General features: G+C 39.1%; 13 protein-coding genes. 5 read left to right on the top strand and 8 right to left on the bottom strand.

Annotated elements, in window-relative coordinates:
- Positions 1–2 precede the first annotated feature (2 nt).
- Together HCU67_RS10750 and uvrA are read right to left on the bottom strand one after the other, a co-directional pair.
- Positions 3–689 (bottom strand): LOG family protein, encoded by a 687-nt coding sequence (locus HCU67_RS10750; protein ID WP_168552625.1) that lies wholly within the window; start codon positions 687–689, stop codon positions 3–5.
- An 8-nt stretch (positions 690–697) separates the two neighbouring features.
- Positions 698–3,559 (bottom strand): excinuclease ABC subunit UvrA, encoded by a 2,862-nt coding sequence (gene uvrA, locus HCU67_RS10745; RefSeq protein WP_168552624.1) that lies wholly within the window; start codon positions 3,557–3,559, stop codon positions 698–700.
- A gap of 117 nt (positions 3,560–3,676) precedes the next feature.
- Between uvrA and HCU67_RS10740 the strand changes: the two genes are divergently transcribed.
- Genes HCU67_RS10740 through HCU67_RS10730 form a run of 3 tightly spaced genes read left to right on the top strand, consistent with a single transcriptional unit; the run spans position 3,677 to position 5,829 of the window.
- A complete protein-coding gene (locus tag HCU67_RS10740; protein ID WP_168552623.1) occupies positions 3,677–4,549 on the top strand; it encodes a nucleoside hydrolase in 873 nt (290 codons plus the stop codon).
- Between the two features lie 29 nt (positions 4,550–4,578).
- Entirely contained in the window at positions 4,579–5,103 is a 525-nt protein-coding gene (locus HCU67_RS10735) for a hypothetical protein (protein ID WP_168552622.1), read from the top strand.
- Positions 5,104–5,829, top strand: coding sequence for a methyltransferase domain-containing protein (locus HCU67_RS10730; protein ID WP_168553490.1), 726 nt, complete (start codon positions 5,104–5,106; stop codon positions 5,827–5,829). It begins immediately after the preceding gene.
- 83 nt (positions 5,830–5,912) lie between these two features.
- Here HCU67_RS10730 and HCU67_RS10725 read toward each other — a convergent pair whose 3' ends face one another.
- The 4 genes from HCU67_RS10725 to HCU67_RS10715 all read right to left on the bottom strand — a co-directional run bounded on the left by HCU67_RS10725 (position 5,913) and on the right by HCU67_RS10715 (position 9,545).
- A complete protein-coding gene (locus tag HCU67_RS10725; protein WP_168552621.1) occupies positions 5,913–7,031 on the bottom strand; it encodes a serine hydrolase domain-containing protein in 1,119 nt (372 codons plus the stop codon).
- 146 nt (positions 7,032–7,177) lie between these two features.
- Positions 7,178–8,074, bottom strand: a complete 897-nt coding sequence (locus HCU67_RS10720) for a TIGR03915 family putative DNA repair protein (RefSeq protein ID WP_246865760.1) — start codon at positions 8,072–8,074, stop codon at positions 7,178–7,180.
- Positions 8,075–8,084: 10 nt separating this feature from the next.
- Positions 8,085–8,231: a hypothetical protein gene (locus tag HCU67_RS16510; protein WP_210423687.1), complete on the bottom strand. Its 147-nt coding sequence runs from the start codon at positions 8,229–8,231 to the stop codon at positions 8,085–8,087.
- Positions 8,232–8,282: 51 nt separating this feature from the next.
- The gene (locus tag HCU67_RS10715) at positions 8,283–9,545 is read right to left on the bottom strand and encodes a putative DNA modification/repair radical SAM protein (RefSeq protein ID WP_168553488.1); all 1,263 of its coding nucleotides are present in this window, start codon (positions 9,543–9,545) and stop codon (positions 8,283–8,285) included.
- 98 nt (positions 9,546–9,643) lie between these two features.
- On the opposite strand from HCU67_RS10715, the gene HCU67_RS10710 reads away from it, so the two are divergent.
- Positions 9,644–10,402 (top strand): XRE family transcriptional regulator, encoded by a 759-nt coding sequence (locus HCU67_RS10710; RefSeq protein ID WP_168552620.1) that lies wholly within the window; start codon positions 9,644–9,646, stop codon positions 10,400–10,402.
- Here HCU67_RS10710 and HCU67_RS10705 read toward each other — a convergent pair.
- The gene (locus HCU67_RS10705) at positions 10,399–11,844 is read right to left on the bottom strand and encodes a flavin-containing monooxygenase (protein ID WP_168552619.1); all 1,446 of its coding nucleotides are present in this window, start codon (positions 11,842–11,844) and stop codon (positions 10,399–10,401) included. The two genes, HCU67_RS10710 and HCU67_RS10705, sit on opposite strands and share 4 nt — an antisense overlap.
- A gap of 106 nt (positions 11,845–11,950) precedes the next feature.
- Here HCU67_RS10705 and HCU67_RS10700 point away from each other — a divergent pair, with 106 nt between their 5' ends.
- Positions 11,951–13,027, top strand: a complete 1,077-nt coding sequence (locus tag HCU67_RS10700; protein WP_168552618.1) for a transporter substrate-binding domain-containing protein — start codon at positions 11,951–11,953, stop codon at positions 13,025–13,027.
- Here the strand turns inward: HCU67_RS10700 and HCU67_RS10695 are convergent.
- Positions 13,024–14,454, bottom strand: coding sequence for a glycoside hydrolase family 140 protein (locus HCU67_RS10695; RefSeq protein WP_168552617.1), 1,431 nt, complete (start codon positions 14,452–14,454; stop codon positions 13,024–13,026). The genes HCU67_RS10700 and HCU67_RS10695 overlap by 4 nt on opposite strands.
- Positions 14,455–14,482: the final 28 nt, after the last annotated feature.

Raw genomic sequence — 14,482 nt, 5'->3', positions numbered from 1 at the left:
GCTTAGAAATTAGGACTCAGGGTGTGTCCCTTGTAAAATGCGTTTATAATTTCAACAACCTCGTCTTCAGTATCAACCAATTTAATAAGGTCCAAATCTTTTGGACTGATATTTCCTGCTTCCAACATGGTATTTTTAATCCAGTCAAAAAGACCTCCCCAAAATTCAGTTCCCACCAAGATGATAGGAAAGTTCTGAATTTTATGGGTTTGTATAAGTGTCATTGCTTCAAAAAGTTCATCAAGGGTACCGAAACCCCCAGGCATTACCACAAAACCCTGAGAATACTTCACGAACATTACCTTTCGTACAAAGAAATAGTCGAAATCCAGGCTTTTATCTGGATCAATAAACGGATTGTCGTGTTGTTCAAACGGTAAATCAATATTCAATCCAACAGAAGTTCCGCCAGCAGCGTTTGCTCCTTTATTACCAGCTTCCATGATTCCGGGTCCTCCACCGGTAATCACTCCATATCCTGATTCGGCAATTTTCTTGGCAACATTAACGGCGAGCTCGTAATACTTTTCACCTGGTTTTGTGCGCGCAGACCCAAAAACCGATACGCATGGGCCTATTAAGCTCATTCGTTCAAACCCATTAACGAATTCACCCATAATTTTAAAAAGTGCCCAGGAGTCGTTGGTTTTGATTTCGTTCCAACCTTTAGGATGATTGCTTAGTGCCATAATATTGTTTAAACTGCTTTTGCAATGTTTTTATTTGATGGTTCCAATTCTTTCTTTAAAAATTTAGCGGTGTAGCTCTTGTCATCTTTGATAACTTGTTCCGGAGTACCGGTTGCAACAACCATTCCACCACCGCGACCGCCTTCATAGCCAATGTCAATTATGTGGTCGACCATTTTTATGACATCGAGATTATGCTCTATGATTAATACGGTATTTCCTTTGTCTACCAATTGGTTTAAAACTTCCATTAGAACACGAATATCTTCAAAATGTAGCCCTGTAGTTGGTTCATCAAGAATATAGAATGTATTTCCTGTATCACGTTTCGACAATTCTGTTGCCAGTTTTACCCTTTGCGCTTCACCGCCTGAAAGCGTTGTTGATTGTTGGCCTAATGAAATATATCCCAAGCCAACATCTTTAATAGTCTTTAATTTCCGATGGATTTTTGGAATGTTTTCAAAAAAGTCAACGGCTTCGTTAATTGTCATTTCAAGCACGTCGGCTATGGATTTCCCTTTATACCGAATCTCGAGGGTCTCTCTGTTGAAACGCTTGCCATTACAGGTCTCGCACTGTACATACACATCTGGTAGAAAGTTCATTTCAATAACTTTCATGCCACCACCTTGACATGTCTCACAACGACCTCCTGCGACATTGAAGCTGAAGCGACCTGGTTTGTATCCTCGAATGGTAGCCTCGGTAGTTTTCGCAAAAAGTGAACGTATTTCACTAAAAACGCCGGTATATGTCGCCGGATTAGAACGTGGCGTTCTGCCGATAGGTGATTGGTTGATGTCAATTACTTTGTCTATATGCTGTAGCCCAGATATTTTTTTATAGGGCATTGGTTTTTTGACCCCATTGAAATAATGGGCATTCATGATAGGGTAAAGGGTTTCATTAATCAAAGTGGACTTTCCACTACCGGATACTCCAGTTACCCCAATCATTTTCCCTAGAGGGAAGTCAACCGAAACATTCTTCAAATTGTTACCCGTACAGCCTGTCAAGGTGATTTTTTTACCCGTACCTTTTCTACGTTTCTGCGGAACAGCAATTTCTTTATCGCCTGTGATATAATCTGCAGTTAACGTATCATAATTAACTAATTCGGAAGGTGGCCCCTCAGAAATTATTTTGCCTCCATGTTTACCTGCCTTCGGCCCAATATCAATGACATGATCAGCGGCTTCAATCATATCACGATCGTGTTCAACAACTATTACGGAATTGCCGATATCGCGTAATGATGATAGTGAATTAATTAAGCGTTCATTATCGCGTTGGTGTAATCCAATACTAGGCTCGTCTAAAATATAAAGTACCCCAACCAATTGGGAGCCAATCTGGGTAGCCAGACGAATTCGTTGCGCCTCACCACCTGAAAGTGTTTTGGACCCTCGGTTCAACGAAAGGTAATCCAAACCTACATCCAACAGAAAACCAATACGAGCCTTAATTTCCTTAATTATTTCTTCTGCAATCTTCTTTTGGTTGCCTTCTAGTTTACCTTCCAATTGATTAAAGAAATCGGCCAGTTCTGCGATGTCCATTTGGGCCAGCTCAGCGATATTCTTTCCGTCAATCTTAAAATAAAGCGATTCTTTCCGCAAACGAGATCCTTCACAGGTTGGACAGGTAATTTTATCCATGTATTCCTTGGCCCATCTTTTTATGGAAGCTGAATTCGATTCTTCAAACTGGGATTTGATAAAATTCGAAATACCCTCGTAATCGATTTTGTAATCGCGCTTGACCCCCAAGGTTTTTGAATCCACCGTAAAGCTTTCATTACCGCCATTTAGGATGATTTCCATGGCCTCTTTTGGTATTTTTTCAATTGGGGTTTCCATATCAAAACCGTAGCGTTGCCCTATGGTTTCCAATTGTTTGAAAGCCCATGAACGCTTGTATTCACCTAGAGGGGCAATACCTCCATTTTTGATGGACAATTTTTTGTTTGGGAATATCTTGTCCTTGTTCACCTCATATACGTGTCCTAAACCGTTACAATCGGGACACATGCCTTTCGGGGAGTTGAAAGAGAAGGTATTGGGTTCAGGCGTGGGGTAGGAGATTCCTGAAGTCGGGCACATTAAATCACGACTAAAATAGCGAGGTTCATCAGATCCTTCTTCAAGAACCATTAAAACATTGTTACCAGAGTACATGGCCGTATTAATGGTTTCCATGAGGCGTTTGTCAAAATCCTCTCCTTGGCCAACCTTTAAGCGGTCGATGACGATTTCTATATCGTGGGTTTTGTAACGGTCGACTTTCATTCCTTTAACGATGTCTTGTACCTCACCATCCACCCTGACCTTAACAAATCCTTGCTTGCCAATTTGCTCAAAAAGTTCGCGATAATGCCCTTTCCTTGATTTTATTACTGGTGCTAGAACATTGATTTTTTTTTCGTGGTAGCTATCAATGATCAATTGCTTGATTTGCTCATCGCTGTAACTCACCATTTTTTGGCCAGTTACATAGCTATAGGCATCACCAGCCCTTGCAAATAGCAAACGAAGAAAATCATAAACCTCGGTTATTGTTCCTACAGTAGACCTTGGTGATTTTGAAGTAGTCTTCTGTTCAATTGCAATGACGGGAGATAGGCCATCGATTTTATCTACATCGGGTCGTTCAAGACCTCCCAAGAATTGACGGGCATAGGCAGAGAAGGTTTCAATATAACGCCGTTGGCCTTCTGCATATATGGTATCGAAGGCCAAAGATGATTTACCACTGCCCGAGAGACCGGTAATAACCACCAATTTTTCACGAGGTATGGTAACATCGATATTTTTTAGGTTATGCACCCGGGCACCCTTTACTTCGATGTTTTCTTCGTAGTTAATCATTCAGCTTCTTTAAACATAGCAAAGCTTCAAAAATACGGCTTTGACTACTAAAAAAGAAGTGAGATTCAATTGTTGTTTTATGAAGTATATCTGCTATTTTTAAACAAAGTGGACACCATGAAAAAGCTATTTTTTTTGATATGTGTAACGGCAACCCTTATAAGTTCGGCACAAAAGCAAATTATTGTAGATGCTGACACGGGTAATGAAGTCGATGATTTATATGCTTTGGTTCGCATATTGTTGGAACCTTCCATTAAAGTAACCGCCTTGAATGCGGCCCATTGGCAAACCAGTCATTGGTCAATCGAGAACTCGATGGAAAATAGCCACCGGTTAAACCAGCAATTATTGGGTGAAATGGATTTGCAAATTCCCACCTATCGGGGAGCCTCTGCCAGAATGTATGATTGGGGAGATCGCGCCCAACACTCGGCTGCTGCTTATAATATTATTAATGAAGCTGAGAAAGGACATTTAACAATTCTTGCCCTTGGGGCCTTGACCAATGTTGGCTCTGCAGTATTCATTAAGCCGGAGATAGCCAAGAACATAACGGTCTATTGGTTGGGTACAACGGTTGATTTTGAAAAAGAAATTGTGAAGCGAAACGACTTCAATCCCTTAATGGACCCGTTTGCACTTGATTATCTATTGGAGTCTGAAGTGGAATTGAACATTATTCCGGTAAGTGTAGCCAGTGCCATGAAGATTGGTTTTGATGTAATGGATTCAAAAATTGGTAGTCATTTTCTAGGGAAACACCTTCAGAAACGATGGGTTGACCATATTGATGGCGAACGAAGAAGCCGCACCTTATGGGACTTGGCCTTGATATCAGTGTTTATAAATCCCGATTTTGGGGAAACCGTCAAAATCAAAACCTCACGTGATAGTGGCAATCGAGTGGTCACCTTTTACAAAAGCATCGATGCGGATGCCATCTATCAAGATTTTTATGAGACCTTATTGGCTTTTGAGAGGGAGTGAGGTATTTTTGAGTTTATAAAACAACTACTATGAAATTATTGGGCATAGGCTCTAGAATAAATCACCCTGATTACGGTAAAGGGGTCGTCACAAACGTTTCATCACAGCATTATTGGGTCACCTTTATAGAAAAGGGTCTCGAAACCATTGATTTGGATTCCGAATTTGAAGTTATTGAACGTTCGGAGGATGATGTGGATACCGTTAGTCTTTTTGATGTGGAAAGTTCTTTGGTAAGCATTCTAAAGAAATGGGGTGACACGCATGAAAAAGTCGCCATTGCTGACAAGTGGAAAGGTGGGAAGCTCATCTTGGAACCCGGAGGTGACCTTGCAAATAAAGAAATGCCAATTGCAACCTTTTTTCATAAAATCGTGATGGTACGTGACCGACTACGGGTAATGGAGCAAAAAGTAAACAGTAGCAAAACCCTTGAAGATCAAGATAAAATTGACTTGCAGCAATACATTACCCGCATATACGGTTCATTGACCAGTTTTAATGTGCTCTTTAAAAATGAAAGCGATCGGTTTGTGGGGGAAAAAAGCAAATAAATCGTCACCAAGGTCAGCAATCATAAGTGCCTATGGTCACTAGCCGAGAGTTATAGTGAACGTATAGAGTACAAACCTCATAACGCTTTTTATGATAGGCCAAACACACTTCGTTTACTTGGGGAGGTAAAGGGGAAGCATATACTTGATGCTGCCTGCGGGCCAGGTAAATACGCTGAAATACTAATGGAACAAGGGGCAACTATTGAAGGCTTTGATATTAGCCCTAAAATGGTAGAGATGGCACATAAACGTAATAAGGAAAATGGCCATTTCTTTATTCATGACCTTAGCCAACCTTTTTCAATGTTCGAACCAAAACAATTTGATTTGGTGCTTTGTGCTTTGGCCATGCATTATGTTGAAGATTGGAATGCAGTTGTAAAGGAATTTCACAGGGTATTAAAAGATAGGGGTCAAGTGGTAATTTCTATAGAACATCCCTTTTTTGAGTACACGTATTTTAAATCAAAAAACTATTTTAAAATAGAACAGGTTGAAGCTACTTGGACTGGATCTGGAGGTCGAGTAAAAGTGCCGAGTTTTCGAAGACCACTTATGCAATGTCTAACGCCATTTACTGATAATGGGTTTCATATTGAAGAATTGTTAGAACCCCTACCGGTGCCAGAATTTAAAGAACTGGACCCAAGACATTATAAGGAACTCCGAGAATTCCCTGCTTTTATGATGTTGAGGGCTACTAAAATGAATAGTATCTCTTAAATTTATTATCGGACTGATTTTGGACTACCATCAATAAAAATAATCAATAGGCTAAGCATAAAGAATTATTGAATTAATCACTTCTACTTTTTAAAACCTTCGACCAAAAATTCGGCCATTTTATCATTTAAAAGGTCTCCAGTATCAGAATTGGTCATTATGACATAACCCATCTCTAGATCCTCATAAACCTCAAAGAGACATTTAAAGTCATAATTACTTCCTGAATGACCAAAAACCTTGCCTTTTGGAGATTCCCTAATATAGAAACCGAGGCCATATCCTTGTTCAAACGAATTCTGAAATTCTTTTTCCTCTTCAGGTACGGGTGTTTGAATACTGAACATGGTTTCTGACATCTCTTCGCTCAATCCCGTACGATTGAGCATATGAATGGCGAATTTGGCAATATCCCTGGCATTGCAGTGCATGCCAAAGGCCATTTCAGGAGATTCAGGAAATTCTTGTTTCGATGGTTTTCCTTCCAAATGCCCATCAACACAAAGCATTTTTAGCTCATCGCTTTCTACAAAGTAGGTGTTGGTCATTTCAAAGGGGATAAGTACCTCATCATTGAGGTATTTCATAATTCTTTGGTCCATAACCTCTGTAAAACTCCTAGCCAGTGCCTTGGTTAAAAATTCAAAACCCTGCCCTGAATAACCATACTTTTCACCAGGACAATGCTTTAGATCTACGCCCCAATTGGCAAGCCCTGAGACATGGGTTAATACATGACGCGGGGTCATATCGGGATAACAGGGATATTTCTTGATTAAATCAACAGGAAATGGCAATCGCTCGTGTAAAGTACTATCAAGATTGATAATATCTTTCTGCGCCAGGCGACAAACGGTATAGGCGAATACGGGTTTGGTTATCGAGGCTGCTTCAAAGACGGCTGTTTGGGCAATAGGCTCCTGTGAATCAACATTGACCACTCCATAGTTTTTGAAGTAAGCAACTTCTCCATTATTAATAATTGCCAATGAAACCGCAGGAATCTTATGTACCTGTCGTTCGGCTTCTATAAATGAATCAATGCTGACTGTCGGTAATAACTTCCCAAACAAAACACCTTTCGTATTAACTTCAGGACTAAGGGTCTCATTTTTTGAATAGTGTTTGCAGCCTAAATTTAATGAGATATAAAAGAGCAATACGGAGATGAATAAATGATAGGATAAGCGGTTGGTTATCATTTGTCATTTTTTTGAAAGACAAAGAATCCTCTTATTTGTTACAGTTTTTAAACTACCTTTTTCTTTTCACTTACCCTTCGACTTAGCTCAGGGTTTGCCTTTATCATTTAATACCGACCATATCAAAAGTTCAAGCCATCCAATTTCTAGCTAACCTTTTTCTCCGATAGATACTTCCAATAGCGCTTTGGTACATGTTGTGTATGCAACTTTCTATTGATACGTGATTTGATGTTCGTGCTTTGAAAATAATTATTCCATAATTCTTGGTAGTTGTACTCGGTATCAGAGAATGCTTTGCTTTTGCGTGTACGGTTAAAATGAATTTCATCCAAATTCAATGACACGATTTCAACCCCCTCTAGATTGTAAAAAATACCGTAACGTCGCTTCACATCATAGATCAACCATTGTTGATCTGCATAGCGCTTGCGGAAATGTTTTGAAATTAAAGGCAAGACATTGAAGTCTGGTTCAATGTTGGCGAAGTAAATATTGTCTTTTGTCAATTGAAAACGCACAAAGGCCTCCATCCGATGTTTTTCACGACCAACTTTACGGGCTAATTGGGCAATGTAAAGCATGGTTTCATCTGAATAGTCCTTTTGCTTGTCTTTTGAAGCCATCAGTTTTTTGATGTAATCAAAACACAACATTTCAACACCTTCAGTTTCGCTTAGAAAAGCGAAATAAATATTGCTAATGGCATTGTAACTTTTTTTTCGAACACCATTCCAAACCCGTTTGGCTTTTTCAACATTGGTAAAGACGGTTTCGGTTTCAGAAAACAATCCATTTTGCGCTTGTCCATTACGTTGAATATCAACTATATTTAATCGTTCTTCAAAGGCCATAAATACAGCAGTAAGAAAGCCATTGAAACTACCATCATAAATCAAAGTAACCTCTTTCTCATTCGTGTAACTTGCAGCGAGCGAAGGCGAACTGAGGCGTGAATCTTTAGCTTCTAATTCTCTCGACTTAATTTGCTGAAAGGTTAGTTGTGCCTGAGAAGACATTTCGATTGTATTTGTGTTTCTCATGATTGTTGATTTAAGATTGAAAAGAAGAAATCTGTCTTTTTAGGGTTGCTAAAGACTTTTTCGTTCGGCTTTTAAAACGAACGAAATCATACCCCATATCAAGAATTAGTGCTCGTTTACGATCTAAGTAATTTTGTTTTTTGATGATTGTTTCCATTGTTCTCGTTTTTATTTTCCAATTGAATTCAACTCCCTTTTAAAATATCATTCAATTAAAAAGGGATAACTGTTGACTATATTGATTTCGAAACTTTCCTGTGGAGTTTTGTAAAATCAATCCTTTAATTCTATCCGCATCCAAATCACGACGTTCCCAATTTCGAGAATCACAAATCATAAAGTATTTGGCACGGTTGAGGGCCACTCCTATTTTTTTAAGGTGGTCCCAGTTCAGTTTTCGAAAGCGTCTGGCATTGATAATTTTATGAACAGAGCGCATTCCAAGTCCAGGTATTCTGGCCAATACATGTTTATCTGCTTTATTGACATCTACAGGAAAGTGATGAAGGTTACGTAAGGCCCATGAAAGTTTGGGGTCAACGTCCACATCTAAATTCGGGTGGTCATCGTTTAATAATTCATTTACAGCAAAGCCATAAAAGCGCAACAACCAATCTGTTTGGTACAAGCGATTCTCTCTTAGCATGGGAACTTTTGCCGTGAGCGAAGGAAGTCGACTGTCTTCTAGAACAGGTACATAACCTGAATAATACACCCGCTTCATACTGTAGGTTTTGTAATAATAGGTGGCTGAATACATAATGTCTTTATCCGTTTCACCCGTTGCCCCCACAATCATTTGTGTGCTCTGCCCAGCGGGTGCATATTTTGGGGTATTCTTGATGAGTCTCTTTTCATTCTTGTATCGCACAATCTCATTTTTAACTTTGAGCATTGGCTTGGTAAAATCTTTGTGTTCTTTTTCGGGGGCTAATAGTTTGAGGCCAGAAACGGTGGGGATTTCAATATTGACCGATAAACGGTCTGCATAGAGTCCAGCCTCATACATTAGCTCATCACTACATCCGGGAATGGATTTCAAGTGTATGTAACCATTAAAATTTTCTTCTTCACGGAGTTTTTTAGCGACACGAACCAATCGCTCCATTGTATGGTCAGGACTTTTGAAAATGCCTGAACTTAAGAACAGTCCCTCAATATAATTTCTTCTATAAAAATTGATGGTTAAGTCAACAACTTCTTGAATCTTAAAACCAGCACGTTTGATATCGTTACTTCTTCTAGATACACAATACGCACAATCGTAAATGCAATGGTTGGTCAATAGAATTTTTAACAAGGAGACACAACGCCCATCTTCAGTATAGCTATGGCAGATACCCATGCCTGTGCTGTTACCCAAACCTTTGGTGGTATTGGTTCTGTTACTGCCACTACTGGCGCAGGAAACGTCATATTTTGCAGCGTCTGCCAAGATGTTTAGTTTTTCCTTTATTCGTTCGAAATTCAACGTAATTTGGTTTTTATCCAAAATTATGGATTAATTCCTAAATATGGAAATATTCCAAATTTATTTTTGGAAATAATCCAAATCACCTATATTTGAGTATGGAAAATGAACTCACACTTAAGCGATTTTCTGAGATTCGGCGAGATTTAGGCTTTACCCAATCGGAGTTTGCCGAAAAAATTGGTGTGTCAAATACCACAGCAGATATCGAAAGGGGGCGAACTAAATTATCGGGCAGGGTAGTAGCTGAATTATTACGACAGTTTAAAATAAATCCCCTTTGGCTTTTTGGTGAAAGCGATGAAAAATATTTAGATACAAACAAGACCAGTGTCATTCCGAAAGTTGTGACTGTTGATAGTCAGGAAAACGATAATATGGTTTTGGTCAATGCCAAGGCTGCAGCGGGCTATCCTCAAAATATTGCCGACACGAGTTGGTATGAACAACTGCCAGCATTTGATTTGCCAATTCCTGAATTCAGAAATGCCACCTATCGTGGCTTTCAGGTCGAAGGTGATAGTATGCTTCCCAATTTGTATCCTGGTGATTGGGTGATGGCTCGTGCCATTGAGCATATTGACTACGTTAGTCCCAATAAAATGTACGTAGTGGTCTTACAAGATTCAGTAATGGTCAAAAAGATTGAAAAGCGACCAAACTCCAATAACATTACACTTGTTTCTACCAATGAAAACTATCCCCCTTACGATATAAAACCATTCCAAATTCAAGAGGTTTGGGAGGTTAGCAGCAAATTGACCTTTGATTTAAATCCTACCAGTAACCATGGGCTCTTAAAACAACTTCAAGAATCTATGGAAGATTTAAAAAGACAACTAGGAGGTACGACCTAATGGTAGACCAAATACTGGTCATTTACTTTACCATAATTCAAGGCCAATAAGTCTTTGATATAGTTTTGATGCACTTTCCAAGGAGAAGCCGAACCTTGTTTTGGCAAGACATCTTTTGCACGAAGAATATATCCTGCGTCAAAGTCCAATAATCGTTCTGTTTCGAATTCAGTTTCATCAAATTGTGGGATTACAACAGATTTCCCATTTTCATCCATATAATTCAAAACTTTGGCCAAATACCTGCAATTTAAATCACATTTAAGGGTCCATGAAGCGTTGGTATACCCAATGGCAACTGCAAAATTTGGTACACCACTGAACATGACGCCTCGATAAGCTAGAAGTTCAGCAGTATTAACCGTTTTGCCATCAATACTGACCGTGGCACCCCCAAGCAATTGAATTTTTAATCCAGTTGCAGTAATCAAAATATCAGCATTAAGATTTATTCCTGAGTCCGTTAGAACCCCTTTTGAATGGAAATCTGCAATGGTATCGGTTATGACGTGTGCCTTTTCAGCTTTCATCGCTTCAAAAAAGTCAGCATCTGGAACTAGGCACAGTCTTTGGTCCCAAGGGCCATATTTTGGGGTAAAGTCTTTTTCAATATATTTTTTGCCTAGGGCTTTCTTAATCCCTCTTTTTAAAAGCTTAATCAATGATTTTGGAGCTTTTCGTGACCAAGAATATATTAGGATGGATAATAAAATATTCTTCCATCGAACAAGGTGGTGCGCCCAAGAATTAGGTATCACTTTGCGTAAAAAATTCGCTACAATGTCCTCACTTGGTAAATTCATAATGTAAGTGGGAGAGCGTTGTAACATGGTAACTTTTTTTGCTTTTTTTGATAATTCGGGAACTAAAGTGATTGCCGTAGCACCACTGCCAATTATTACAATCTCTTTATCGGTATAGTTTAATTCTGTATCCCAAAATTGTGGATGAACCACCTTTCCAGTGAACTTCTCAAGACCTTTAAATTCAGGGGTATAGGCTTCTTTGTAGTTGTAGTACCCACAGCACATCATCAAAAAGGAACATGTAACCATTTGCATTTCGTCTGAAGTAGCTGATGAAACTTCAAGCGACCATTGTTTTGTTTCCGAATTCCAATCTGCAGCTGTAACCCTTCTGTCATATTGAATTTTCTGGTCAATTTTGAAGGTTTGAGCGGTATCCTTGATGTATTCCAAAATGGATTTTCCATCTGCAATGGCTTTTGGGTCTTTCCAAGGGTGAAAAGGAAAACCAAAGGTGTACATGTCGGAATCTGAACGAAGTCCGGGGTATTTGAAGAGATCCCAAGTGCCTCCCATTTTTTCACGGGCTTCAAGTATGGTAAAGGTTTTGCTTTTACACTTTTCTTGAATGTAATATGCAGCACCAATTCCGGATAGTCCTGCACCAACGACTATCACATCAAAATGTGAATTCATAGCAAAAATTTAGCGGAATATACGAAGTGACGTTGAATTTGAATACAGAATTACAGTTTGTTGATGTATCTAGGTAATGTGTATTTTTAGGGTAATTGCCAACCTTATGAAATATAGTTTTACACTGGTTCTCTTGCTCTTATTTAATTCCAGTATTGGGCAGGAAATTGATGAAACCAAAGACACACTGATTGTAGGCTATGCTCCTGCAGCTCCTTTTATTATTCAGGAAGATGGTTTACTAGAAGGAATAAATATTTGGTTATGGCGCAAAGTTGCTGATGATTTAGAGCTGGAGTATACCCTAAAGCAGATGAACTTTTCAGAGATGCTAACTGCTATCAAATCTGGAGAAATCGATGTTAGTATAAATCCATTGACCATCACAGGAGATAGGAGCAAAGAGATGGAATTCACCCACTCTTTCTTTGCATCACATTCAACTATTGCAGTTGCCCAGCTTTCTTCATTTCAAAAAATCAAACAGTTTGTAGAATCGTTTTTTCGACTGAATTTCTTGAGGGGATTTTTACTACTGTTCATAATACTGTTGTTTTTTGGAATGCTAGCTTGGCTTTTCGAACGGAGGGGGAATCCTGAATTTCGAAAAAATCATAAGGGAATTTGGGATGGTCTCTGGTGGTCTGCTGTTACCTTGACTACTGTGGGTTATGGAGATAAATCACCGAAGACACGAGGCGGAAAGATTGCCGCACTTGGTCTAATGTTAAGTGGATTGTTATTTGTTTCTGGATTGACAGCGAGTATTGCTTCAAGCTTAACCGTAAATCAATTGGCAAATAGTTCGGATAGCTTTAATGCTTTTAAAGACAGAAAAGTCGGTACGGTTAAAAGTTCTGAATCAAGGGATTTTCTTCGAGTTCACTTTTTTAAAGATGTAATTGAATACGAAGGGGTTGTACCTGGATTGAAAGACCTAAAGAAAGGACAATTGGATGCTTTTATTTATGACGAACCGATTTTACAATATCGTATGAAAAAAGATGAGTCATTGAAAAAGCTTGAAGTATTGCCCTTAAAATTCGATGTTCAATTTTATGCTTTTGGAATAAAAAAGGACGCGGTTGAGCTGGAACAAGCAATTTCACAACGCATCTTAGAAATTCTGGAAACACAAGAATGGGAAGTTATTCTTTCTGAATTTGGGTTAACAGAGCTTTAGTCATACAAAGACACACCGGGTTTTGGATAGTTGAATTTCACGGCATCTATGACCAACACCCAGTCATTCCCTAATCCAGAAGTTGGAGGCGTAATTTGAATTTCCTCTTTTAAGGTTAATTCTTTGCCCATAAAACTATTTCCTGTTCTTGTATCATACCACCATGTATTGAAGCTTTGCCCTTGAAGGTTTTCTAACGAAATAGGTACATCCCTACCTTGTGGAAAATAAATCATGGCATAAGTTCCATCTATATCTCTTGTGGCAGAAGTGTAATCATTATTCGCTTCTTGCGCATCAATAATCATTTCTTGATCAGGTATACGACTTAAAAATGGACGCGATAGCATTAAGTTTTTAAGGTGCTTTACTTGATTTGCCATTGGTAAATCCAATGCTTCCTTCCAAGGTCGTAACGGTTGATTTACACCCTTTTTATCCAAATCATACATCTGCCAAACCGCATGGCAACCGTAACTTTGTCCAAACGCCCCAGCAAAGACATTCCAGTACATGATTCTACGTATATCCCTTGCCACAGAGTGCCCAAGTTCTTTTGCATTAAAACAGTTGGGATGGTCTTCATACAGCGGTTCCCCGTCCAATACGGGTTTGGTCGGTTTCAAGTTATAATCATGTTCAATGTGCAGGTAGGTGCCTTGGTTGGCGCAATGACCGGTTTGGTGCATGTTGAAATCTAGCCACTTTTCATCATGAAACCATGTGGATGAACCTCCTGCTTGTTTTGGTTGAGGGTGAAAAGTAAGAAGGACATCATCTTGATTTTCATAATTCGATAGAATTCCTTCGGCCATTTGATTCCAAACGTCTACATCTTCACTATTATCTCTGGGGTTACGATCACCTCCGATTACCCAAATAACGTTATCATGTGCTTTAAAGCGACTTCCAATCCATTTACCAAAAGACTGAGCATTTTTCTGGTTGAACACTTCAGGCCCAACACCCCAGTTATTGGTAAAAAGTTTATCTCCCCAAGTAGGAAGAAGCGCAATGTATATCCCTCGTTTTTTTGCTTCAACTATAACCCAATCCACATAATCAAAATACTTCGCATTCGGTTTTTCTGGATTGTTGTCAAGCAATGGTCTATCTCCATTCGTATTTGGGGTATTTAATCCGTCAAGCTCTGCCAATGCTACCGCTTGAACGACATTGAATCCCTGAGAGGCTCTCTTGTTTAGGTAGTTTGTTATCTCAGTAGAATCGCACCTATGAAAAAGTTCCCAAGCCGTATCGGCCAACCAAAAAAACGGTTGGTTATCTTCGTTTACTAGAAAACGATGGTTATCACTTACCATTAAACGCTGAGCTGTTACATTGGTAATAAAAGAAAATAATACTAGGGCAAAACCAAGTTGATTGCGAAGGCGAACATTCAAATTTTTAAGGGAGAGGTATTTCATTTTTTTGGATTCCAACTTTGTTGTTGAT

Source organism: Croceivirga thetidis, assembly GCF_012272815.1.
GTDB lineage: Bacteria > Bacteroidota > Bacteroidia > Flavobacteriales > Flavobacteriaceae > Croceivirga > Croceivirga thetidis.
This window is presented reverse-complemented; position numbering and strand designations above follow the sequence as displayed.